The following is a 23,868-nucleotide window of genomic DNA, read 5'->3' on the forward strand; positions in this document are numbered from 1 at the left end:
TCCCGTTCCGCTTTACCAGCAGCCAGTAAGTGAAAGTAATCAATCCGATTACACATAATAAGCCAGACATGGATATCCTCCTAAAATTCTTTGTTTTTCATAACAGAGATACTGATTTTTGCAGATATCAGTAAAATAACAACTGCGGCAGTCATAAGAGCAGTAACCAGGATGCCCATACTTACCGTGGGCAGATGACTGATCATATTTTCTATATCAATCCCGAAAATCTGAGCTGCCTTTACGACTATAATGCCGGTAAGAAACAACAGGCCCAATGCACCAATTAAGGCAATCCTTCCTTTTTCACCGCCAAACTTCAGCTGGAATGGTATCATAACCGCCTGTATCACAATTAATACAGGTAAAATCATGACAGCTGTCATTGCAATTTCAGAAATGGCTGTTGTTTCTTTCAATATTCCAAAAATCATGGCGAAAAGAGTTGCCAAAATCCATGCACCGCCGCCAAGCAGGCCTGCCAGGCAGTATTTTTCAACGGTGTAGCTCGCCCGGCTGACAGGCAGCGTAAATAAAAACGCATTTCCGTTATCAAATTCGTCATAACTTATGGTACTTAATGTGAATAACGATAAAACAAAAGGAAGAAAATTAATGATAAATGACGGATTATCAGAAAAAGCTGCTATACCGGCAGATATTGCAACGATAAGGATAAAAAAAGTTTTCTGTCCTTTCATCAGTTTGAAATCTTTGATCAATAAACCTTTCATAATACCTGCCCCCTTATCATCATTGTAATAACTTCATCTATGGTTCCTTTTTCGATTGCAGTTTTCGGATAGTTTTCCGCATAATACTGTCTTTGATCGGTCAGACAGCTATATCCATAGGTTTCTTTTCTGTAACGCAGAATAAACTGTTTTTCCATGTGCTGAAACTGTTTTTCGTCCACTTTCAGCAGGGCATAATCACTGAGCAATACGTCCGTATCCTCGTGTAAAATTACTTTTCCGTTGTGTATCATATAAAGATCGTCACATAAACTTTCCAGATCACCCGAAATATGAGAGCTGATAAGGATGGAGTGTCTTTCGTCTTTTTCCATAAATTCCCGTAACATTTCCAGCAGTTCATCTCTGGCAATCACATCAAGGCCTGCTGTGGGCTCGTCGAGGATTAACAGCTTCGCATTGTGGGAAATTGCTGCAAGCATTTTCAGCTTTGCTTTCATGCCCGTTGAAAAATCTTTGATTTTTTTGTCCATGGGCAGTTGAAATCTGCGTGTTTGTTCCATGAAAAACGGATAATCAAAATGTTTATACAGATTTTTTAAGACAGGAATCATATCCTTAATCGTTAAATATCCGCTGAATCCGGAATCAGAGAGGACAACGCCCAGGTCTTCCCTGTCCCCTGGTGTAAACTGCTGCGGCTTTTTTCCAAGAACCGTAACATTGCCGCTGTCCATGGAAATCAGTCCCAGTACCGCCTTAAAAGTTGTGCTTTTTCCTGCACCATTCTGTCCGATTAATCCGGTGACACAACCTTCCTGTACTTCTAAAGAACAGTCCAGAGAAAAATTATCATATTCTTTTTTCAGATGTTCAATTTTCAGCATATCTGTCATCCCTCCAAAATCAGTTCAAATAAACTTCTGATATCTTCATCACTTATTCCGCAGCGTCTGCCTTTTTGGATTGCCTGTTCTAAATCAGCTTCCAGTTCCTTTTTCTGTTCCTCCAGCAAAAGTTCCGGATTTGTGGCTGCTACATAGGTTCCTTTGCCGTGTACGGTTATGGTAAAGCCTTCGTTTTCCAGACTGTCATATGCTTTTTTGACAGTTAAAGCGCTGATTTTCAATTCCTTTGACAATGTGCGGACAGACGGAAGATTATCATTTTCTTTTAATTCGCCATTGCGTATGAGCGTTTTTATCTGGTCTGTAATCTGCTCATAGATGGGAACCATCAGAGAGGTGTTTATAATAATTTTCATTACCTTCCCCCTTCTTTTTGATGATAACAGTATATAACAGTATATGTCTGCTGTCAACTGTTATATTGTGTTTGTTTCGTTTTTTTGATACTTCACTGTAATAAGAGCAAAAAAACAGAGCAGACAATAAGGTTTTGCCTGCCCCTTTTGGACTGTTGGTACCATGTTTTATTTACAAATCATATCCGTATTACAATGCCGGAGGTTTTTACAGATTCTTTTACAGGAAAGGACATTTTCCGGAAGTGCTCCTTTGGCGGCTTATTTCCTTTTGTACATTTACACCGGCGTAGCATTGGATGAAACCGCAGAAGTCCTCAATGCTGCGGAAATTTTCTCCGTGCTCCAGAGTATATTCTGCAATTTCCAGGGCACGTTTCTGCACAAGTCCCATAAGCTCTGTATTTTTGATACGGGCAAGGTCACAGGGCTGAGTCCAGTCAGAAGGCGTTCTGCATGCGGCAGTGACTGCAGCGCAGCGGATACTGTCATAAAAGAAAGACATAAAATATGTTTCCGGGTCGATTCTTCTCAGTGCGGGACGTTTCGGGCGGTATTTTGTGAACAGCTGTCTGAGGGTTTCCAGACAGCCGTGAAACAGGCCGCGAATCATGTCGAGGTCGTACTGCTGCATGCAAAGGCGTGATTCGTATGGAATCTCCGGTGTTCCCAGCCAGGAAACATAATTGACAATAAAGCTGCCGGCGATTCGCCCCAGGTCTCCGAAAAAGGCGGAATAGCCACCGTATTCGCAGTCAATCAGGCGTGTCTCGCCAGGGGCAATCATAATGTTTCCGGTATGTAAATCCGTATGGCAGATACACTGTTTTCCTTCGTAAAACCGTGTGCCCATATCATGGACCATGGCTTTCAGCTTCCGGTTTGAGGCAATGCGCTGATGGGTTTCACGGGCGCCTGCTTCAAAGGGCCTGTGGGAGTCGAACAGGGCGCAGCTTTCCTGGAACAGCAGATCCAGCAGCAGTTCTTTGGCTTCCTGTGCGTCAAAAAGCTGTTCCCACTGCCTTTTCGTTTGGGCATCCAGATAAAGGTCTGAAGTAAAAAACAGCATTTCAGCCAGAAAGGCTCCGATTCGTATTCCAAAATCGGGGAACTGCTGCCGGTCGGTGAGCTGGAACCGCATATTTCTCAGATGGCTCAGATCTTCCATGCAGATAATGCCCTGTTCGGTATCCTGAAAATATACCTCCGGAGTAATTCCGGGGTAAATCACGTTCATGAGCACCATGGCCCGCACTTCCTTGGCGGTGCGGCCTCTGGCGGTGGGGCGCATGACACCCTCATGCTTCATCAGTGCCAGCACATAAGGCATAACCTGTTTGAAAATCAGGGATTTTCTGGTATGGGTATCCTTTATCTGATAAATCAGGTTCACCAGCCCTTCCGTGTCGTCGCTTCCGGAAGCAAGAGTTCTGATACTCAGTTTCGCGTCAGCCGGAAACAGGCCATGGTTTTTCACATAGCGTTCTGCTTCCTGTTCTGTAAATTCTCTGATTTTATTCATAAGGATACCTCCTGTTTCGGGCTGTCCGTTTTGTTCTGTATATTATACCATAAATAACCGTAAAAGCAATCATAACGGCAGTATCTGACTCGGAATTCAGAGGAGGAATTCCATGTAATTCTATGAGGAGTGTGGTATAATAAAAGGAACTATTTATCGAAAGAGTTGAAATTTTGAGATACGAAGATTTACTTTTAAAGCAGCCTTTGGAATCTGCAACATATAAAGAAGATTCAGAATTTGTTATTACTCAGGTCAGAAAGATTCTTGACAGACAAAAAGAAACAGGTGATGATAAAATTATAATAAATCAGAATTTAAAAATGGGTCTGCCTCTTGAAAATATTAATAAAATAGCCGGCCCCATGATGGAAGCCTGGGCGGATGAAGTGTTTGCAGGAATCAGAGACAACATGGATAATGATTATCATCTTATTAATGTGGAAGCCCAGGAACGTCTGGGAATGGCGGATATTATTTTACAGTTCAGAAAAGGGAATACAGTTCTGACAGGAAATGTGGATGTGAAAGCCACGGCGGATGATATTCCGAACAGTGGTAAGGGACCGAATATTACAAGTTTTAGCAGGATACGGACTGCATATGTGAGAGATCCGGATTTTATGTTTGTTATTCTTTCCATAAAACACAAGGTATATGTACAGAAAAATGCAGGTACGGGTTTAATGGATGGAATTATGGAAGTATCAGACTATAACGTATATGATTTGAAGTTTATCAGTGACGCAGATATAAATTATAATCCCGCTTTGGGAACAGGGCAGATACAGATAAAAGATATCCATTATGTTTCTTATCAGTACAGAACCACATGGGAAATGTGCCAGCTACTGGATTATAAATATTTGCACAGCAGTCGGAGAACGATAGAAGATTTTTACAGGGAGGCGTCAAAAAACGGATGGATAAAATAGATAATCAGTTTTTAATTACAGGAGATGCTATCAGAAAATTACAGGAGTTACCGGATAAATCCATTGATTTGGTTGTGACGGATCCACCTTATAATCTGAATAAAAATTATGGAAATAGTCAGGACAGGCTTGAATTTGATGAATATATAGAATTTAGTAAGAACTGGATTTCAGAATGCAGCAGAGTATTAAAGGATAATGGAAGTATATATGTTTTTATGGGAATGAGATATATTTCATATATATATGAAATACTGGAAAGAACGTTTGGATTTGTATTTAATGGATGGATTACATGGTATTATACTCAGGGCGTGGGAAAAACGAAAGGGTTCAGTCCCAGACATGATGATATTTTGTACTTTACAAAGAATACAAAAAATTTTACGTTTAATCTTGACGATATAAGAGTACCACAGAAATTTTACAGAAGCGTAAATAATATGCGCGGAGCGAATCCGGGAAATGTGTGGGAATTTTCCCATATGCATTATTGTAATACGAATCGACAGCGGCATCCCACACAAAAACCGGAAGGGCTTTATGAGCGGATGATACTGGCAAGTTCAAACGAGGGAGATACTGTACTGGATCCGTTTCTTGGATCAGGAACGTCGTTGAGAGTGTGCCAGCAGCTGAAAAGACATGGGATAGGAATTGATAATAATTCAGAATATATTGAAATGGCAAAAAACAGGTTGCTGGAACCTTTTGTCGGATTTGACAGCATGGATGAAAGAATGAGCAGAGTGCCAAATGATTTGAATGATCCGGATATCAGAATAACATATTTATATAATCATATAGAATGGTTTTTAAAAAATCATAAAGACGCTGTTCCCGGATTTCTGGAGGAAGTGAAAAGCAAGTATCTGGTAAAGATGATAGAAACCGGGCAGATTTCAATATTTGATGATTATGGCATCCGGATATAAAGATTCAAAGGAGGAACCAGGATGAGCAGACAACTTTCTGAAATGAGTCTCGAAGAACTGTGGCAGTTATTTCCCATTTTTCTGACAGAGTACAAACCATACTGGAAAGACTGGTTTGAGGAAGAAGCGGCCCTGTTAAAAGAACATCTGCCTGCCGAACAGACGGTCCGTATCAGCCATATCGGCAGCACAGCCATAAAAGGTATTCAGGCAAAGCCCATCATTGACATTCTGGTGGAGATAACAGAAAACAGTGATTTGAAATGGTTTTCCCGGTACCTTACGTCAGCGGGATACCTGTGTATGTCAGAGGAAGAACAGCGTCTGTCCTTCAATAAGGGGTATACGGAACAGGGGTTTGCAGAAAGGGTGTTTCACCTGCATCTGCGCCGGGCGGGAGACAATGATGAACTGTATTTCCGGGATTACCTGAATGCCCACCCTCAGGCTGCCGGGGAATATGTAAAACTGAAACTCAGTTTATGGAAACAGTTTGAACATGACCGGGACAGGTATACCCAGGGAAAGACAGAATTTGTAAAAAAATATACCCGATACGCAAAGGAGCAGGCCCTGAAACAGGCACTGACAGAAGAGGAACAATGTCATGGAGTCAGTCAGGATTTTCCGTATACCAGGAGAAAGCAGGAGGCGTATCTGGAATAATATCAGTTTCAGTGGACATATTCTTTCTGTGCGTTTGGAGGCAATTGTTTCTGCCCGGCGGGGATGTTATTATGAAGTTCCGGAATGAGTCAGACCGGACAGATTATGACAGAAAGAATTGTGGGAGGAGAAAGAAATGACACAGAAACAGAAGTATGCTTCCATCAGCCATGTGTTTCAGACCGTGGAAGAAAAATTAGAAAAGTACCCCAGGATAGCTGAAATATTTCAGAACTGTTACCTCAATACACTGGATACCACGGTGAAATCCATGGATGACGGGACCTTTTATGTGATTACAGGGGATATTCCCGCCATGTGGCTGCGGGATTCCACCGCCCAGCTGCGGCCCTTTCTTCCGGTGGCCGGAAAAGAACCGGCTCTGGGGGAAATTCTGACAGGCCTGTCAAGACGCCAGTTTCAGTATATTCAGACGGATCCCTATGCCAATGCTTTTAATGAGGCGGAGAACGGAAACTGCTGGGAACGTGATATCACGGAGCAGAACGGATGGGTATGGGAACGGAAATATGAGGTGGATTCCCTGTGTTATCCGTTGCAGCTTGCTTACCTGATCTGGAAAAATACCGGACGGGTGGACCAGTTCGATTTGTCTTTTCAGGCAGGAGCCAGAAAAATCCTGCAGGTATTTTGCACAGAGCAGCACCATGAGGAGCGGTCGCCCTACCGCTTTATGCGGCCTGGCACATATTTCAAAGACACCCTTTCCAGGGAAGGAAAGGGAGCTCTGGTAAAATCGGGAGTCGGAATGACCTGGTCAGGATTTCGTCCCAGCGATGATGCATGTACCTATGGTTATCTCATCCCCTCAAATATGTTTGCTGTTGTGGTGCTGGGGTATCTGGAAGAAATTGCAGACATTGTTCTGAAAGACAAAGGGCTGCAAAAAGAGGCGGCCAGCCTGAAAGAAGAGATTTATCAGGGGATAGAAACCTGGGGAGTTGTAAAGACAGAGGAGTTTGGTGAGGTGTACGCCTATGAGACAGACGGCTACGGCCAGTACAGTCTGATGGACGATGCAAATGTACCAAGCCTGCTTTCCATGGAATATCTGGGTTACAGAGGAAACCGGAAAGAGGTTGCCGAAAATACCAGAAAGCTGATTCTGAGCGAGGCAAACCCCTTTTACTATAAAGGCAGCAAAGGGGCCGGTATCGGAAGCTCCCATACGCCGGTAAACCATATCTGGCCCATTGCGCTGGCCATGGAGGGACTGACTGCGGAAACAGAGGAAAGGAAACTGGAAATTCTTCGTATCCTTACGGAAACAGACGGCGGCACAGGCCTGATGCACGAGAGCTTCCATGTGAATGATGACAGAAAATACACCAGAGAGTGGTTTTCCTGGGCAAATGCCATGTTCAGCGAGCTGGTACTGGATTATTGCGGCTGTCCCATACTGCGCTGATGCAACATAAAATTTGTACACCAAATATAGAATCTTTTGAATTGAGAGAAAGACGCCTCCATGATAGGATAAGATTACAAAAAAGACGGATTGTAAGCGGAGGAAGGCATTATGTTTTTGACAGACAGGAAACTGGAACAGCGTATCAGCGAAGCAGAACAGTATCGGTACAGGGACGTTACCCCTTTGAAAAACTTTGAGGCGGCAGAGGAAAGACAGGGTGTGGTGAACCCAAAACTTCCCGTATTTTCGGCCGGACATGTATCCGGTGATGCGGAGTTTGCAGGAGACAGGGAAGACTGGTATACTCTGGAAACAGGAGATACCTGGAAAGGGCGGGATAAATATCTCTGGCTCCACAGAGAAGTGGAAATTCCGGCTGAATGGAAAGGAAAGAAAATTCTGGGTATTTTTGATTTCGGAAATACCGGGGCAGGCAACAATTCCGGTTTTGAGTCCATGCTCTATGTGAACGGAAACATGTATCAGGGAGTGGATGTAAACCACAAAGAAGTTTTTCTGGATGACAGTCTCTGCGGTACTTCCGTGGATCTTACCTTCCGCCTGTGGTCGGGCCTGGAAGGAGGCGGGGTTCCAAAAGAACAGGAACACCGGATTGCACGGGCAGATCTGGCCTGGCTGGATGAAAAGGCAGATGACTTTTATTATCTGGCATCCATGGTATGGCAGACCATAAAAGAACTGGATTCTTCCAGCCCCATACAGCATATGCTGCGGAAATCCCTGGACAGTGCATGCCACTGCATCGACTGGTCCCGGCCAGGCAGTGAAATGTTTTACGAATCACTCCATCAGGCAGACGATTACCTGAATGAAAGCATTGACGGAATGGAGAAAGACTCCATGATCAATGTATACTGTGTGGGTCACACCCATATTGACGTGGCATGGCTCTGGCGGTTAAAGCATACCAGAGAGAAATGCTCCCGCTCATTTTCCACAGTATTTCGTCTGATGGAACTGTATCCGGAGTATATTTTTCTCCAGACCCAGCCGCAGCTGTATGAATATATGAAACAGGAGTTTCCGGAAATTTACGAAAACATCCGCCGGAAGGTAAAAGAGGGACGCTGGGAAGTGGACGGAGGCATGTGGGTGGAAGCCGACTGCAACCTGACCAGCGGGGAATCACTGACCAGACAGATACTCATTGGCAGTAAATTTATCAAAGACGAATTTGACCGGGAAGTGGAATATTTATGGCTTCCGGATGTGTTCGGCTATTCCTGGGCGCTGCCGCAGATTTTAAAGAAGGCCGGGATTCATACGTTTATGACCACGAAAATAAGCTGGAACCAGTATAACCGTATGCCCCATGACACATTCTGGTGGAAAGGGATTGACGGAAGTGAAATTCTGACCCATTTTATTACCACCCCGGAACCCTGGAATGAGCCGGGCTCCTGGTTTTACACCTATAACGGAAAACTGCTTCCCTCCACTGTAAAAGGAGTCTGGGATGCCTACAGCGAAAAACAGGTGAATCAGGATTTGCTGATTTCCTTTGGATTTGGAGACGGAGGCGGCGGAGTCAATCGGGATATGCTGGAATACCGCAGAAGAATGGATAAAATCCCAGGGCTTCCCAATCTGAAAATGTCCACGGCAGGGGAATATTTCCGCAGGCTGCATGACAACGTGGAAGATACGGACCAGTATGTCCACACCTGGGACGGAGAGTTATATCTGGAATACCACCGGGGCACCTATACAAGCCAGGGCTACAATAAACGCATGAACCGTAAAATGGAGCTGTTTTACCGAAAAGCGGAATGGATGACGGTAATGGCGGCTCTTAAGAAAGGAAATCTGGCAGAAAGCAGGCAGGAGAAGCTGACAGAGGGATGGAAACATATCCTGACCAACCAGTTCCATGATATTATTCCAGGCTCATCTATCCATGAGGTATATGAGGACTCCCGGAAAGATTACGGGCTGATTGAAAAAATTGCCGCCGACGTGGTACAGGAAGCCTGCGAGACACTGCTGACCCCGGAAGAAAATACCTATACCGTGTTTAATGATTCCGGGTGGACCGTGTCCCAGATTGTATCTGTTCCCGCAGAAACAGACGGAATCTGCAGAGATGAGGACGGAAACGAACTGGTTTCCCAGAAGGGGCAGGGAGTCATTTATGTGGAAGTAAAAGATGTACCGTCCATGGGAACCAAAACCATTATACTGGAAGAAAAGAAAAAGGATGTGCCCAAAGCAGTATTTTCAGTCCACGGCAGGGAGATTGAAACGCCTTTTTATCAGATTTCCATCAATCAGTACGGACAGATAGGAAAACTCTTTGACAAGACCTGCGGACGTCATGTACTGCCCGAAGGACAGCGGGGCAATGTACTGCAGGTTTTTGAAGATAAACCCCTGGGAAACGACGCATGGGATATTGATATTTTTTATCAGGAAAAAATGCGTGAGATTACAGAGCTTACCACATTTGAAATTACGGAGATGGGGCCCCTGACCATGATTATCCATATGGAATGGAGTTATATGGATTCCTGTATCCGGCAGGATATGGTGCTTTACAGCACCAGTCCCAGAATTGATTTCCGGACAAATGTGGAATTCCATGAGCAGCACCAGCTTCTGAAGGCAGCATTTCCGGTGGATGTACGTTCCACTTACGGAACTTATGATGTACAGTACGGCAATGTAAGACGTCCCAACCACTGGAACACCAGCTGGGATCAGGCCAAATTTGAGACAGTGGCCCATCGGTGGGCAGATTTGTCAGAGCGCAATTACGGGGTGAGCATTTTAAATGACTGCAAATACGGTCACGACATCAAAGACAATGTAATGCGGATTTCTCTGCTGCGGGCAGGAACCCATCCGGATCATCTGCAGGACCAGGGAGAGCATACATTCACCTATGCGTTGCTTCCGCACAAAGGGGATTTTGTGGAAGGAGCAGTGGTAAAAGAGGCCTTCGCTTTAAATGAGCCCATGGAGGTTCTGGCAGGAAAGAGCAGCCTTCCCTGTGACAGTTTCCTGTCCTTTGACAACGATCAGGTAGAGCTGGACGCAGTGAAAAAATCCGAGGACGGGGCATATCTTGTAATCCGGTTCCATGAATATGCAGGCTCCCGGCAGGAAGTAACGGTGAATCCGGGCATTTCCTGGAAAGGCTGGGCTGAGGGTGATTTAAGGGAGCGGCCTGCAGGCCCCTTCAGTCAGGATGAGATTCATCTGTCCCTTCATGCCTACGAGATTAAGACCATCCTGGTGGAAGTGTGACAGAGGTTAAAAAAAATCAGTATCTGTTGATATAAGAAAGGAAGGTGTTTTCCCATGGAAGAATTATTCCGTCTGGAAAAAATATTGGGATTTTGTGAGAAAGTATGCTATTTTGTAATGGTAAACCTGCTGTTTGTGGTTTCAAATCTTCCGGTTCTGCTGTTTCTGGTGTTTGTGGGAGCCAGCCAGATACGGGAATGTCTTCCTTTGTTTCTGCTGTGCCTGCTTCCCATGGCTCCGGCTCTTTCGGCGGTAATGTATGCCATGAACCGGCTCATTCAGGGAACAGAGCGGAGCGGGTTTGCCGACTACAGGAAAGGCTACTGTTCCGATTTCCTGCAGAAGGTGCAGCTGGGAGCAGGGCAGCTGACAGCAGTTCTGCTCTGCTGGACAAATATTGAATTTTTTACGGTACAGGTTCGGATTCTTCCGCTGGCAATTGTGTTTATACTGCTGTTTGCGGGTATCCTTCTGGTTACGCCGAATCTTTATCTGCTGGCCAGCCGTTATGAAATGGGAAATATACAGATTGTAAAGACCGCGGTGACTCTGCTGATTGCAAGGCCCGTGTCCACCCTTGGAAATCTGGCAGCCTTTGCTGTTCTTCTGGCAGCCTTTGAGATTTCAGCAGGGACAACAGTGCTGTTTATGGGCAGCGTCTACGGGTTTCTGATTATGTTTATGAATCAGAGTATCATGCAGAAACTGGAAAGCAGAAATTAAACAGAGACAATCAGGGAATGCAGGAATCTGCATTTCCTTTTTGTGATTTTGCGGCTGATACACAGCTAAGAGGAAAATTATGGAAATAAAAACATCAGGACAGTTATACAGCAAATTATTATATATTGATACGGCAATTTTGTGCTGTGTGGTACTGGTAATGGGCATTTCCTTTTTTACCAGCACCAGAAACCGGTTTCTGGAACAGAACCTGAATTATATGGGAATGATGAGCGAATCTGCCAACGCCTATCTGGAAGAAACCTCTGATATTGCGGAGTATATTCATGAGGATCTGTACAAGTCAAATATGGAATTAAACGACGGGCTCCATTATCTCACAGACGGGCCGGCGGCTTATCAGCAGTATCGGCTGGATACCTATATTGAAAGCAAAATCAGTGTTTACAAAGGCATTGAAACTTTTTTCCTGGACGCTTTCCAGGCTTATCAGAGCCTGCACCGCATTATGCTTTACAGTTATGACAGAGGGGTGCTCACAGAATATACCAGGGACGGAAAAGGCTACCGAAGGTACGGGGATAAAACATTTCTGGAGCATCTGGAGCAGGGGAGCCTGGTGGAGGAAGACTGCTTTTTCTATATAAAAGAAATACGCGACCCCATCAACATGCAGGTGAAGGGCTGTATGCTTCTGGGATTCCAGGGCAGTAAATTTGAACGTATCCGGCAGTATTATTCCAGAGCGGAACTGATGGTATACAGTGACGGAGGAACCATGGTTTTTGATTCCACCGGCAAAAATAAAATAAGTAAAATCATGGCTGAAGAGGAGGCGGGAACACTGGAGCATTTTTTAAATGCTTATACGGAACAGACCAGAACAGGCCGGTACCACACCGTCAGCTATCTGGAAAAAAGCCGGGCGTCCGCAGTACCGGTACCTGTTATTCTGATGATTCTCACCATAGGACTGGCGGTGCTGATTCTGGGAGAAGTATTTGTGCGGTACCACCTGCAGCGCCTTGCAAAAAGGCTGGACCGGATACTGGACGGAATGACAAAGGTAATGGAGGGGGATCTGAACGTGCGTATTCCCTCTGACCGAAACGGAGACGAGCTGGACGTAATTTCCCGGTATTTCAATGAGATGTGCGTCAGGCTGGATGATCATATCAGGAAGCGGTATCTGGCGGAAATCGAACAGCAGAATGCGGAGATGGCGGCCCTTCAGAGCCAGATAAACCCTCATTTTCTGTATAATACCCTGGAGGCCATACGAATGAAAGCCATCTGCAACGGGGACCGGGAGGTGGGGAAAATGCTTTACAGCCTGGCTGTAACCTTCCGTGCACAGATTAAGGAAGCAGATGTAATTACACTGGCCCAGGAACTTCACTACAGCAGGAAATATATAGAGCTGTTTGAGTATCGTTATCCGGGACAGTTTCAGACTGTTGTGGAATGTCCGGAGGAATATCTTAAGACGCCTGTGATTAAATTTGTACTGCAGCCCATTATTGAAAATTATTTTATCCATGGAATCCGGATGAAAGAAAAAGATAATTTTATCCGGATTTCCGTTGAGAAAGAAGAAACATTCCGGATTGTGGTGGAAGATAACGGAAACGGAATGACAAAAGAGGAACTGGCAGTAAAGAACAGGGAACTGGAAGACGACATTATGGAAAAGCAGGCCTCCATTGGCGTTGCGAATGTGAACCGGAGGCTTAAGGCTGTCTACGGCAAAGAATATGGGATTCATATGGAAGCCGGAACCGGAGGAGGACTGCGGGTAATTCTGCGGTTTCAGCCGGGGGAAACTCCTGGCGAGGAACTCCCTGATGAGGAAGCCGGGGAAGAAGTGGAGAACTGAGGGATTTTTACATCTTAAAAGCGGAGGATGGAAGGATGAAGAAGGTAATGATCGTGGAAGACGAGGAACTGATTTTACAGGGAATCCGGAATATTCTGGACTGGGAATCTCTGGGCCTTGAGGTGGTGCATATGGCTCACGACGGTGTGGAGGCCCTGGAAATGTGGGAAAAGGAACCGGTCCACATTGTGGTTACAGATATCAGTATGCCGGAAATGGACGGGCTGGAGCTGCTCCGCAAAATCAGGGAAAAAGAAGAGCAGGTGCGTTTCATCATTCTGACCGGATATGATGAATTTAATTACGCAAGAGAGGCCATTCGTCTGGAAGTGGAAAACTATATCCTGAAACCCATCGACGAGGAGGAACTGGAACGCCAGCTTAGGGAAACTGTGGAAAAACTGGATGAGATGGACCGGAAAAAGATTCAGTACATTGATGAAAAAACACAGTGGATGCACTTTTTAAGAGGCGGGGCAGAGGAAGGAGAGTACCGGCAGTATGCAAAAATGCTGGGGCTCTCTGCCGACTGCGGAACGTATTATGCGGCCCTGATGAAATGGAATATGGATGGCCTGAAGGAGAAAAAAATATCAGATGTGATCGTGGAACTGAAACAGGAAGAAAAACTGAAAATTGTCCATCTGCCGCCGGACAGCCTGCTGATGGTGCTGGAAGGGGAAACCATGGATGAGACAGAAGTGCAGGACTATTTCTCAGAGCTTCAGAATCAGGTGGAAAGCAGGTTTAATGTGATGACCTTTCTCTGTATCGGACCTTCTTTTCAGAGCTTTTCCCAGCTTCCGGAAAGTTACCGGATGGCCGGAAAGCTCCAGAAATATCTGATTCTGGAAGGGTACGGAACGTGTATCAGCCAGCGGCAGATTCAGAACAGGAAAACCGAAGCCCTCAGTATGGATGAAACGCTGCTCAGAAAATTTATTCTGAAAAAAGAAACGGAAGCGGCAGTGGGCTACATGGAAGATCTGTTTATCAATAATATACGGGGAGATGCTTCCGCAGGCTCTCTGTATCAGATGGCAGTAAAAATGGCCATGCTGCTGCAGGAAATAAAAAAAGAATACAAGCTGGAATCAGGCAATTTTCAGGACATAACCGATTTGATTGAGACCATTTTCCGGGCGGACGATATTTATGGAATCCGGACAGCCTTTGTCTCGGAAATCACGGAGATTATCGCCTGTATGCATGAAGAGGATTCCCAGTACACTCCAGTGGTGCGTCAGATTATTGCTGAAGTACAGCAAAATTACAAAGAGGATATGAATCTGAAAACCCTGGCTTATAAATACCATATGAATGCGTCCTATCTGGGACAGATTTTTCAGAAGGAAGTGGGGTGTTCCTTTGCCCGCTATTTAAGCAATACCAAAAACGGAATTGCAAAGGAGCTGATTTTGAATACAAACATGAAAATCAATGATATTGCAAGGCAGGTGGGGTATCCGGATACCAGTTATTTTTACCGGAAATTCAAGCAGTGTTATGGGGTGTCTCCGGCTTCTCTGCGGGAGATGAAAAAATATTAGAAAAAATATGTGGTTTCACTGGCTTTTGCCCGAGCGTGTGTTTTTACATCAGAGGGCAGAAGCCTTTTTTTATCTTATAAAAAACATAACTGTAATTTGTGCAATGAACCTAAAAGTTTTCAACTTTCCATGCAAATTCCACAATGATATAGTAAATATACCAAAAAACATACTGCATATTGACGAACCGGTAAGGAAATATGCAGGAAACAAAGAAGGAGGTTTCAAAGTGAAAGCAAACAAAAAAAAGGCTGTAAAGCCGAAAGGAAATTTTGTAAGCCGGTTGAAAGCAAATAAGGAACTGCTGGTCTTAAGTATGCCGGGCGCAATCTGGTTTCTGTTTTTTGCGTATCTTCCATTATTTGGAATCCTGGTGGCCTTTAAGAAGTTCCGGTTGTCCGGGGACGGATTTTTCTACAACCTGTTTACCAGCGAGACGGTCTGGTTTGACAATTTCAAGTTCCTGTTCAGCAGCGGAGACGCCTTTATAATTGTAAGGAACACCGTGTTGTATAACGCAGCATTTATCGTTCTGGGCGTGGTGATACCGGTAATCCTGGCGTTGCTGCTGAATGAAATCAGGAATAAAGGGATGATGAAAATTTATCAGAGCTCCATGTTCCTGCCCTACTTCCTGTCCTGGGTAGTGGTAAGCTACTGCGTTTTTGCATTCCTGAATCCGGAAAAGGGATATTTTAATGCAATTATACAGCAGTTCGGCGGAGAACCGATTTCCTGGTATGCAGAGACAAAATACTGGCCCTTTATCATTATCTTCATGAGCCAGTGGAAGGGAATGGGCTACAACACCGTGGTTTATCTGGCGTCCATCTGCGGTATTGACAAAACATACTATGAAGCGGCAGTGCTGGACGGAGCCACCAAATGGCAGCAGATTAAGTACATTACGCTGCCTCTGTTAAAACCGGTCATTACCATTCTGCTGATTATGGCAGTAGGAGGAATTTTCAAAGCGGACTTCGGCCTGTTTTATCAGCTGCCCAAGAACTCCGGGCCTCTGTATCCTGTGACAAATGTACTTGATACATACATTTTCCGGGCCCTTAAGACCAGCGGAGAAATCGGAATGAGCGCGGCGGCCGCACTGTTTCAGTCAACGGTTGGTTTTGTCCTGATTATGATTGCTAATAAAATCGTATCAAAAGTGGACAATGAAAATGCATTATTCTGAGAAGGGAGGGAAAATCATGTCTGACAAAAAAATATCCAGAAGGAAAATAGAGAAGCAAATCCGGGCGATTGAGGCGGAAGGATGTAAATATAACCAGATTAAGAAGCCCACAAATGTGCTGTTCAACATATTTCTGGCAGTCCTGTCTCTGATTTGCGTGATTCCGTTTATATTCGTTATCATTATTTCCATTACGGACGAGGAATCACTGGCCATGAACGGATACCGGTTTATTCCGGAAAAATTCAGTCTGTATGCCTACGAGTATATAGTAAGCGCAGGTGAGAATATTCTGAGAAGCTATGGCGTGACCATTCTTGTGACGATTCTCGGAACATTGATCGGACTGCTTCTGACAGGTACCTATGCCTATACCCTGTCCAGAAAAAATTATGCCTGCCGGAAATTTTTTACCACAGTCATCACCATTCCCATGCTGTTCAGCGGAGGTATGATTGCCAACTATCTGATTGTCACAAAGGTAATGATGTTAAAGGATACCATATGGGCGCTGATCCTGCCCCTCTGCCTGAATTCTTTTAATATTATTGTGCTGAGGACCTTTTTTAAGACCAGTATTCCGGATGCGGTAGTGGAATCCGCCAAAATTGACGGAGCTTCAGAGTGGCGGCTGTTTTTCCAGATAGTTATTCCCATGGCGCTGCCGGGACTTGCCACCATTGGGCTGTTCCTGACACTGGGCTACTGGAACGACTGGTTTAACGCCATGATGTACATGGACAACAAAGATCTGATACCACTGCAGTATCTGCTGATTCAGATTGAAAGCTCCATTGACTGGCTGGCCAACAACAAGGCTACCATGGGAGTAGACGGTATTGCGGTGGCGGCGAATATGCCGAAAGAAACCATTAAAATGGCAATTGTGGTAATATCCACATTACCCATTATCTTTGCTTATCCGTTTTTCCAGAGATACTTTGTAAATGGATTGACGGTAGGGGCTGTGAAGGAGTAAGATTAGACAAGGAGGAGAAATCATGAAATTCAGAAAATTTGTATCACTTGGCCTTGCGGCAGTTATGGCAGCGGGACTGCTTGCCGGCTGCGGCGGAAAGAAAGAAACCAATTCCAGCGGAGAAGAAGTGGTGGAACTGACCTGGTGGCAGATTGGAGACGCTCAGAAAGACCAGGAAAAGGTGCTGGAGAAAGTCAATGAATATACCCAGGAAAAAATAGGGGTAAAACTGAAAATCAATACCGCCGGATGGGGCGATTACAACCAGAAAATGCAGGTAGTGGTAAATACCGGAGACGACTGGGATCTGTGCTTTACCTGCTCCTGGGCCAACAATTATTTCCAGAATGCTGACAAGGGCGCATTCCTTGCCCTTGATGATTATATTAAAGACACAGAGATGTACAAAACCATTGACAGCCGGTTCTGGGAGGCAGCCAAAGTACAGGGCAAGACCTACGGTGTCCCCAGTGAAAAAGAAATCGGCAGTATGCCCATGTGGGTGTTTACCAAAGAATATGTGGACAAATACAATGTTCCGGTAGACGAAATCCACAGCCTGGAAGATCTGGAACCCTGGCTGAAACTGATTCATGAAAATGAACCGGATGTGGTGCCCATGTACTTAACCAGCAGCTATTCCGCACCCATCTATATGGATTTGATTCAGGATCCGGTGGGCATTGAATACGGCGATGACAGCCTTACCGTTAAAAATGTATTTGAAACAGAGAAAATGAAATCCACACTGGATACCATGCGGAAATATTATCTGGCAGGTTACATCAACAAGGACGCTGCCACCGCTTCTGATGACAAGTCCATCAAACGTTTTGTAACAAAAGGCGATGGCCAGCCCTATGCAGAACTGGTATGGGGCAAAGACCTGGGATATGAAGTGGTTGCAACACCCATTATGGATACTTATGTGACAAACATCTCCGCACGGGGCGCTCTGACCGCAGTGAACGCTCAGACCAAACATCCGGAAAAAGCAGTGGAATTTCTGAATCTGGTTAATACAGACGAATATCTGAGAAATCTTCTGAACTATGGAATCGAAGGCGAGCACTGGGACAAAGTGGAGATTCCGGAAGAAGAGGCAAAAGCGGCGGAAGGCAAACCTTACGTTTATGAAAATAAAATCAAACTGAATGAAGAAACCAGGAAAAATTACTCGGTTTCCTACTGGGTACAGGGCGGTCTGTTTAATACCTATGTACTGGAAAATGAACCTGTGGACAAATGGGCAACTTTTAAAGAATTTAACGATTCTTCTGTGGAAGCTCCCTCTTTTGGATTCGATTTTGATCTGAATCCGGTCAGCACGGAAGTGGCAGGATTTGGAAATGTCATGGATGAATTTGGAAAATCTCTGTTTACCGGAAGCGTGGATCCGGAAGAATATCTGCCCAAACTGCAGGAAAAACTGAAAGCCACCGGCATTGACAAAGTAATTGAAGAAATGCAGAAACAGATTGACGAGTGGAAGGCAGCAAAAGAATAAAAAATAAAATCAGGAGAAATGCAGCCTGAACAGAAAAGTATTCCTCCGGCTGTCTGACAGCCGGGGGAATATGACATTCAGAGCAGGACTGTTTTTTCCGGAAAACTGAGGTGGAACATGAAAAGAAAGCTGGAAGTATGTGTGGATTCTGTGGAATCTGCGGTAATTGCTCAGGAGGCAGGAGCGGATTGTCTGGAAGTATGTGCAAATCTTTTGATCGGCGGGACGACGCCGGGGGTCAGCCAGTTCAGACAGATCCGTGAAAGGTGCAGGATTCCTCTGCATGTGCTGATTCGTCCGAGATTCGGGGATTTTCTGTATACAGATGAGGAATTTCAGATGCTGGAAGAGGACATCTGTATGTTCCGGGAACTGGGAGCAGAGGGCGTTGTAGTGGGATGCCTGAAGCCGGAGGGAGACCTTGATACGGACAGAATGAGACGGTTAAAAGCATGTGCAGGCCCATTGCGGATGACGCTGCACCGGGCCTTTGACGTTTGCCGGGATCCATATCAGACACTGGAAGAAGCTGTTTCCCTGGGGATTGACACCATCCTCACTTCCGGTCAGGCCCCTGTCTGCATGGAAGGAAAAGAAGTATTGAGAAAACTTCTTGCGCAGGCTAAGGGCCGGATTGAGATTCTTTTGGGCAGCGGTGTAAATGATGGGGTAATCCGCAGTATGACAGAAGAACTTCATGCAGCCAGCTTTCACATGTCCGGAAAAAAAACACTGGACAGCGGAATGATTTACCGAAACGGGCGGGTACATATGGGACTTCCTGCGTTCAGCGAATTTGAAATTCTGCGCACGGACAGAGAGGAAATCAGAAAAGCCCGGCAGGCACTGGATGAGGTAATGTGAAAGGAGGAAATCAGAAATGTTTTCAAAAACACTGTGGGAATATGTCGGAAGGCAATATGACAGCCGTCTCTGGCAGATGGGAAGTTTAAAAGATGAAATCTGCAGGAAAATGGAAGGATGTACACCAGAGGAACAGCTTCTGATGAAATTTTTTTATGGAACCATGCCATTGCGTGATATGGGAGAATATGAGTTCGAACTGTTTCTGGCTTTTGTCCGCCACGGACTTATGCTGCGTGAGACAGCAGAGTGGTGCCGGCAGCTTCCGGAGGAAATATTTTTGCATAATGTCCTGTACTATCGGATTAATTCGGAAAATATTGAGGACTGCCGGCCTTTCTTTTATGAACAGCTCAGGGAGCGGATACAGGGAAAGACCATGGAAGAGGCAGTGCTGGAGATAAACTACTGGTGTGCGGAAAATGGGACATACGAGGCTTCTGATTTCAGGACCATATCCCCTCTGACCATGTACCGGTCCGGAGCGGGCAGGTGCGGGGAGGAATCTACCTTTGCGGTAACAGCTTTCCGCAGTGTGGGAATTCCTGCAAGACAGGTGTATACGCCCAGATGGGCGCACTGTGACGATAATCATGCCTGGGTGGAGGTTTATGTGGATGGAGACTGGCATTTTCTGGGAGCGTGTGAGCCGGAAGCAGTGCTGGATAAAGGATGGTTTTCCAATGCTTCCTCCAGAACCATGATGGTTCACGCAAGGGAATTTTCAGATTACGGCAACCAGGAATCCTGTTTCCGGCAGGGAGAAATGCCCTGCTATAACAATGTAACGTTCCGGTATACGGAAACCGTAGAATTTAAGATAAAGGTGACAGAGCCGGACGGCACTCCGGCAGAATATGCCAGAGTCTTTCTGGAACTTCTGAACAGCGCCGAGTATGGCAGTATGGCGGTGCTGACAGCAGATGAGGACGGAACTGCGGCATTGCGCACAGGAATGGGAACCGTTCACCTGTGGGCAGTCCGGGGAGAAAAAACAGCGGAAGCACTGATTGATACCAGGCAGCAGGATAAGGTTCTGCTTACTCTGACAGAAGAACAGGGCCGTACTGGCGTCTGGACAGATATTGACATAAAGGCGCCTGAGGAACAGATACCTGGCAGGACTGTTCCCACCAGAGAGCAGAAAGCCAGGAACCGCCAGCGGATTCAGGCAGCGGCAGTTCTGCGGGCGGAAAGGATACGCAGTTATTACAGAGAAGAACTGGCAGAAAAATATCCGAAGGAACAGGAACTTCTGCGCCTTGCAGCAGGAAATTTTGACCAGGTGTACCAGTTCCTTGCAAAGGATGACAACCCGGACCGGGCAGGTCTTTTGCACAGCCTGAGCAGGAAAGATTACAGAGATGTCAGGGCAGATGTGCTGGAACATCATTTGCAGTATGCGGGAAAATACCGTTCTGAATGGGAAGAAAAGGGGAAACCTGATGTGTATGAAAAGTACATTCTCTGTCCGAGGATATTTTATGAAGAACTGACCTGTTACAGGCAGGAGCTTTCCGGGTATTTCAGTGAAGAAGAAAAAGAACGTTTCCGGGAACATCCAAAGACCCTCTGGAATTATATCCAGGAACACATTCATTACGAGGAAGCATATGATTACAGGACGATTTTTTCCACGCCCCTGGGTACGATGAAACTCCGGTTTGGCAACCTTATGAGCCGGAAAATCCTGTGTGGGGCTATTCTGCGCACCCTGGGAGTTCCGGCCCGTATCAGCCAGGCAGAACAGGAAGTGGAAGTTTATCAGGAAGATAAGTTTGTGAAAATATCAGGAACCGGGGAGGAAGAGAAATCATCGGAGCGGGTAACCCTTACCCTGAAACGGAAACCGGAAGAGAACTGGAACTATTATCAGAACTGGACCATCGGACAGTTTCAGCAGGGAAATTTTGTCACCCTGGATTATCAGGGACTGGAGTTTGATACGCTGGAACAGAAGCTGGAACTGGAGCCTGGATCCTACCGGATACTCACTGCAAACCGGCTGCCAGGAGGAGACCAGCTTGCAGCGGAATACAGATTCTGTCTGGAGCCGGGATGTCCTGGAGAAGTGGAATTATATATGCGTGCCGGACAGCCGGAGGAGCTGCTGGTATCAAGACAGCTGGATGATTTTGAACTCCGGGAGGAGGGCGGCATGACCACTGCTTCTGCGCTGACTGCCCAGGGCGTACATATTCTGGCATTTCTGGAACCGGGGGAAGAACCCACAGAGCATGTACTGAATGAAATGTATCAGCTTCGGGAAAGTTTCCGGGCCATGGAGACGGGAATCTGTTTTGTGGTGCGGGATGAGCACATACAGAAAACCCCGGCTTTCTGGCAGGTGACAGAGGCATTTCCGGAAATAAAAGTGGTTGCCGGAGATTTTGACGAACTGACGGAACCCCTGGCACGGAGAATGTATACGGATCCGGAAAAACTTCCGCTGCTGCTGATTGTAAATCCGGGATTGCAGGCAGTTTACGGAAGCAGCGGCTATCAGGCCGGGAGCGTGAGCCTGATGCTGGAACTGCTGAAAGTAAACGGAAAATGATGTTATGAATTTAATATATATTTCACGGAAAATGATGTTGTGAATTTTATATGTTTCACGGAAAATGATGTTGTGAATTTTATATGCATTTCAGGAATTTAAGAGTAATTGTATTGGAAAGGTGAAATCACGGAAACCATGGAGAAGAAAAATTTACTCAGCCATGTGGGAACCATGCAGCAGCTTATGTATGCACGCCCGGTAACTTATGAAGAGGGCAGAGCCAGGGGCATGAAAGCATATCAGGTGAAAAACGGCCCGCTGGAATTTACGGTGATGGCAGACAAATGTATGGACATTGCAGAAGCATCCTTTCAGGGGCATAATATCAGTTTTCTGTCAAAACCAGGGCTGATGGGCAGAAATCATTTTGATACCGGAGGGGAAGAAGCCCAACGCAGTATTATGGGCGGTCTTCTGTTTACCTGCGGCCTTGAGAATATCGGTGCGCCCTGCAGGATAGAAGGAAAAGATTATCCCATGCACGGAAGGATACGCACCACGCCGGCAGAGCATGTGGGAGCAGACGCCTGCTGGAAGGGAGAAGATTATACGCTGACCTTAACCGGAGAACTCCGGGAGGCGGAGCTGTTCGGAGAAAATCTTGTGCTTAGGAGGAAAATTACCACCGTATACGGAGAACACAGGATTTGTATTGAAGACAGGATTTCCAATGAGGGATTCCGGACGGAGCCCATGATGCTGCTGTATCATATCAATGTGGGATATCCTTTCTTATCTGAAAAATCCAGGATTGTGCTGCCCACCCGAAAGGTGCAGCCCAGGGATGGAGTTTCGGCCGCCCATATCCAGGATTACAGTAAAATGGAGCCCCCCAGGGATAATGAGACGGAATATGTATTTCTTCATGAAATGGCGGCAGATTCAGAGGGAAATACCTTTGGGGCGGTGCTCAATGAAGAACTGGGAACTGGCCTGAAAATAGAATACAATCTGAACGAACTGCCGTATTTCATGCAGTGGAAATCCATTGCATCCGGGGACTATGTGGTGGGCCTTGAGCCTGCCAACTCCAGTGTGTACGGAAGAACGTACCATTTCAGAGAACACAGCCTGCACACACTGAAACCTCTGGAAACGGAAGTTACACATCTTACCCTGAAGTTTCTGACAGGGGCGGAACTGGAGCAGGTAAAAGAAGAGGCGAATAAACTGCTGGAAACCTGATGCTGCGGGAAAATCTGCAGTACAAAACGGTCAGTCACAGCTATTAATTGTAAGGAGAGGAAAAAGAAGATGAAACGTTCAAAAATAAATGCGGAAATCAGACATATGGAAGAAATCATTCAGGCACATGGATTTGAAATTCCGCCCTTTTGCAAATGGTCGGCAGAGGACTGGAAGACAAAAGGGGCAGAATACAATGAAATCCGGGACAATATGCTGGGATGGGATATTACGGATTACGGGCTCGGAAAATTTGATGAAGTGGGATTTTCCCTGATTACCATCCGCAACGGTAATCTGAAAATGGATCAGTACACCAAAACCTATGCGGAAAAACTCCTCCTTGTGAAAGAAGGACAGATGGCGCCCATGCATTTTCACTGGAATAAAATGGAAGACATTATCAACCGGGGAGGCGGAAATGTACTGATTACCGTTTACAATTCCACGGAAGACGGAAAGTTTGCGGATACGGACGTGACGGTCAACTGCGACGGACGGGAATTTACGGTTCCGGCAGGTACAAAAGTAAAGCTGACGCTGGGAGAAAGCATTACCATTTATCCATACATGTATCATGATTTCCATGTGGAGGAAGGAAGCGGAGACGTGCTTCTGGGAGAAGTGTCCATGTGCAACGATGACGAAAACGATAACCGTTTTTATGAGCCCATCGGACGGTTCCCGGAGATTGAGGAAGATGAAGCGCCCTACCGCCTGTTGTGCAACGAATATCCGAAAGCAGAGTGAGAAGG

19 protein-coding genes are annotated in these 23,868 nt (G+C 45.8%); 15 read left to right on the forward strand and 4 right to left on the reverse strand.

Annotation, left to right across the window (positions count from 1 at the left end; translation table 11 throughout):
- Nucleotides 1-80: 80 nt before the first annotated feature.
- The 4 genes from C805_RS11350 to C805_RS11365 form a co-directional block, all read right to left on the reverse strand.
- A complete protein-coding gene (locus tag C805_RS11350) occupies nucleotides 81-734 on the reverse strand; it encodes an ABC-2 transporter permease (RefSeq protein ID WP_016213981.1) in 654 nt (217 codons plus the stop codon).
- Nucleotides 731-1,582: an ABC transporter ATP-binding protein gene (locus C805_RS11355; RefSeq protein WP_016213982.1), complete on the reverse strand. Its 852-nt coding sequence runs from the start codon at nucleotides 1,580-1,582 to the stop codon at nucleotides 731-733. The genes C805_RS11350 and C805_RS11355 overlap by 4 nt, the downstream gene beginning before the upstream one ends.
- Nucleotides 1,583-1,587: 5 nt before the next feature.
- Complete coding sequence (locus C805_RS11360) at nucleotides 1,588-1,959, reverse strand: GntR family transcriptional regulator (protein ID WP_016213983.1); 372 nt, start codon at nucleotides 1,957-1,959, stop codon at nucleotides 1,588-1,590.
- 220 nt (nucleotides 1,960-2,179) lie between these two features.
- Entirely contained in the window at nucleotides 2,180-3,481 is a 1,302-nt protein-coding gene (locus tag C805_RS11365) for a phosphotransferase (protein WP_016213984.1), read from the reverse strand.
- A 173-nt stretch (nucleotides 3,482-3,654) separates the two neighbouring features.
- On the opposite strand from C805_RS11365, the gene C805_RS11370 reads away from it, so the two are divergent.
- The 15 genes from C805_RS11370 (at nucleotide 3,655) to C805_RS11435 (ending at nucleotide 23,863) form a co-directional block, all read left to right on the forward strand.
- On the forward strand, nucleotides 3,655-4,416 hold the full coding sequence (locus C805_RS11370; RefSeq protein ID WP_016213985.1) for a hypothetical protein: 762 nt from the start codon (nucleotides 3,655-3,657) through the stop codon (nucleotides 4,414-4,416).
- Nucleotides 4,404-5,351, forward strand: a complete 948-nt coding sequence (locus C805_RS11375; RefSeq protein ID WP_016213986.1) for a DNA-methyltransferase — start codon at nucleotides 4,404-4,406, stop codon at nucleotides 5,349-5,351. The genes C805_RS11370 and C805_RS11375 overlap by 13 nt, the downstream gene beginning before the upstream one ends.
- A gap of 21 nt (nucleotides 5,352-5,372) precedes the next feature.
- Nucleotides 5,373-6,017, forward strand: a complete 645-nt coding sequence (locus tag C805_RS11380; protein WP_016213987.1) for a GrpB family protein — start codon at nucleotides 5,373-5,375, stop codon at nucleotides 6,015-6,017.
- A 136-nt stretch (nucleotides 6,018-6,153) separates the two neighbouring features.
- Nucleotides 6,154-7,446: a glycoside hydrolase family 125 protein gene (locus C805_RS11385; protein WP_016213988.1), complete on the forward strand. Its 1,293-nt coding sequence runs from the start codon at nucleotides 6,154-6,156 to the stop codon at nucleotides 7,444-7,446.
- 111 nt (nucleotides 7,447-7,557) lie between these two features.
- Nucleotides 7,558-10,716, forward strand: a complete 3,159-nt coding sequence (locus tag C805_RS11390; protein WP_016213989.1) for an alpha-mannosidase — start codon at nucleotides 7,558-7,560, stop codon at nucleotides 10,714-10,716.
- 54 nt (nucleotides 10,717-10,770) lie between these two features.
- Nucleotides 10,771-11,439: a DUF624 domain-containing protein gene (locus C805_RS11395; protein ID WP_016213990.1), complete on the forward strand. Its 669-nt coding sequence runs from the start codon at nucleotides 10,771-10,773 to the stop codon at nucleotides 11,437-11,439.
- A 79-nt stretch (nucleotides 11,440-11,518) separates the two neighbouring features.
- The gene (locus C805_RS25125; protein WP_016213991.1) at nucleotides 11,519-13,276 is read left to right on the forward strand and encodes a sensor histidine kinase; all 1,758 of its coding nucleotides are present in this window, start codon (nucleotides 11,519-11,521) and stop codon (nucleotides 13,274-13,276) included.
- A gap of 35 nt (nucleotides 13,277-13,311) precedes the next feature.
- Nucleotides 13,312-14,826, forward strand: a complete 1,515-nt coding sequence (locus tag C805_RS11400; protein WP_016213992.1) for a response regulator — start codon at nucleotides 13,312-13,314, stop codon at nucleotides 14,824-14,826.
- A 229-nt stretch (nucleotides 14,827-15,055) separates the two neighbouring features.
- Entirely contained in the window at nucleotides 15,056-16,018 is a 963-nt protein-coding gene (locus C805_RS11405) for an ABC transporter permease (RefSeq protein WP_016213993.1), read from the forward strand.
- A 16-nt stretch (nucleotides 16,019-16,034) separates the two neighbouring features.
- Entirely contained in the window at nucleotides 16,035-16,997 is a 963-nt protein-coding gene (locus C805_RS11410) for a carbohydrate ABC transporter permease (RefSeq protein WP_016213994.1), read from the forward strand.
- A 22-nt stretch (nucleotides 16,998-17,019) separates the two neighbouring features.
- Nucleotides 17,020-18,504 carry an ABC transporter substrate-binding protein gene (locus C805_RS11415; RefSeq protein WP_016213995.1) on the forward strand — a complete coding sequence of 495 codons (1,485 nt, stop codon included), beginning with the start codon at nucleotides 17,020-17,022 and terminating at the stop codon, nucleotides 18,502-18,504.
- A gap of 117 nt (nucleotides 18,505-18,621) precedes the next feature.
- The gene (locus C805_RS11420) at nucleotides 18,622-19,368 is read left to right on the forward strand and encodes a copper homeostasis protein CutC (RefSeq protein WP_016213996.1); all 747 of its coding nucleotides are present in this window, start codon (nucleotides 18,622-18,624) and stop codon (nucleotides 19,366-19,368) included.
- A 16-nt stretch (nucleotides 19,369-19,384) separates the two neighbouring features.
- The gene (locus tag C805_RS11425; RefSeq protein ID WP_016213997.1) at nucleotides 19,385-21,925 is read left to right on the forward strand and encodes a transglutaminase domain-containing protein; all 2,541 of its coding nucleotides are present in this window, start codon (nucleotides 19,385-19,387) and stop codon (nucleotides 21,923-21,925) included.
- Between the two features lie 108 nt (nucleotides 21,926-22,033).
- The gene (locus C805_RS11430) at nucleotides 22,034-23,113 is read left to right on the forward strand and encodes an aldose 1-epimerase family protein (RefSeq protein ID WP_016213998.1); all 1,080 of its coding nucleotides are present in this window, start codon (nucleotides 22,034-22,036) and stop codon (nucleotides 23,111-23,113) included.
- Between the two features lie 69 nt (nucleotides 23,114-23,182).
- On the forward strand, nucleotides 23,183-23,863 hold the full coding sequence (locus tag C805_RS11435) for a D-lyxose/D-mannose family sugar isomerase (RefSeq protein WP_016213999.1): 681 nt from the start codon (nucleotides 23,183-23,185) through the stop codon (nucleotides 23,861-23,863).
- The last annotated feature ends 5 nt before the right edge of the window (nucleotides 23,864-23,868 follow it).

The organism is Eubacterium sp. 14-2, assembly GCF_000403845.2.
In the GTDB taxonomy this organism is placed as follows: Bacteria; Bacillota; Clostridia; order Lachnospirales; family Lachnospiraceae; genus Petralouisia.

What these genes read in the sequence shown, in the direction of transcription:
- C805_RS25125 (WP_016213991.1), top strand. Translation starts at nt 11,519, where the DNA reads ATGGAAATAAAAACATCAGGACAGTTATACAGCAAATTATTATATATT.
- C805_RS11355 (WP_016213982.1), bottom strand. Translation starts at nt 1,582, where the DNA reads ATGCTGAAAATTGAACATCTGAAAAAAGAATATGATAATTTTTCTCTG.
- C805_RS11410 (WP_016213994.1), top strand. Translation starts at nt 16,035, where the DNA reads ATGTCTGACAAAAAAATATCCAGAAGGAAAATAGAGAAGCAAATCCGG.
- C805_RS11435 (WP_016213999.1), top strand. Translation starts at nt 23,183, where the DNA reads ATGAAACGTTCAAAAATAAATGCGGAAATCAGACATATGGAAGAAATC.
- C805_RS11395 (WP_016213990.1), top strand. Translation starts at nt 10,771, where the DNA reads ATGGAAGAATTATTCCGTCTGGAAAAAATATTGGGATTTTGTGAGAAA.
- C805_RS11385 (WP_016213988.1), top strand. Translation starts at nt 6,154, where the DNA reads ATGACACAGAAACAGAAGTATGCTTCCATCAGCCATGTGTTTCAGACC.
- C805_RS11350 (WP_016213981.1), bottom strand. Translation starts at nt 734, where the DNA reads ATGAAAGGTTTATTGATCAAAGATTTCAAACTGATGAAAGGACAGAAA.
- C805_RS11360 (WP_016213983.1), bottom strand. Translation starts at nt 1,959, where the DNA reads ATGAAAATTATTATAAACACCTCTCTGATGGTTCCCATCTATGAGCAG.
- C805_RS11420 (WP_016213996.1), top strand. Translation starts at nt 18,622, where the DNA reads ATGAAAAGAAAGCTGGAAGTATGTGTGGATTCTGTGGAATCTGCGGTA.
- C805_RS11425 (WP_016213997.1), top strand. Translation starts at nt 19,385, where the DNA reads ATGTTTTCAAAAACACTGTGGGAATATGTCGGAAGGCAATATGACAGC.
- C805_RS11400 (WP_016213992.1), top strand. Translation starts at nt 13,312, where the DNA reads ATGAAGAAGGTAATGATCGTGGAAGACGAGGAACTGATTTTACAGGGA.
- C805_RS11375 (WP_016213986.1), top strand. Translation starts at nt 4,404, where the DNA reads ATGGATAAAATAGATAATCAGTTTTTAATTACAGGAGATGCTATCAGA.
- C805_RS11415 (WP_016213995.1), top strand. Translation starts at nt 17,020, where the DNA reads ATGAAATTCAGAAAATTTGTATCACTTGGCCTTGCGGCAGTTATGGCA.
- C805_RS11380 (WP_016213987.1), top strand. Translation starts at nt 5,373, where the DNA reads ATGAGCAGACAACTTTCTGAAATGAGTCTCGAAGAACTGTGGCAGTTA.
- C805_RS11365 (WP_016213984.1), bottom strand. Translation starts at nt 3,481, where the DNA reads ATGAATAAAATCAGAGAATTTACAGAACAGGAAGCAGAACGCTATGTG.
- C805_RS11390 (WP_016213989.1), top strand. Translation starts at nt 7,558, where the DNA reads ATGTTTTTGACAGACAGGAAACTGGAACAGCGTATCAGCGAAGCAGAA.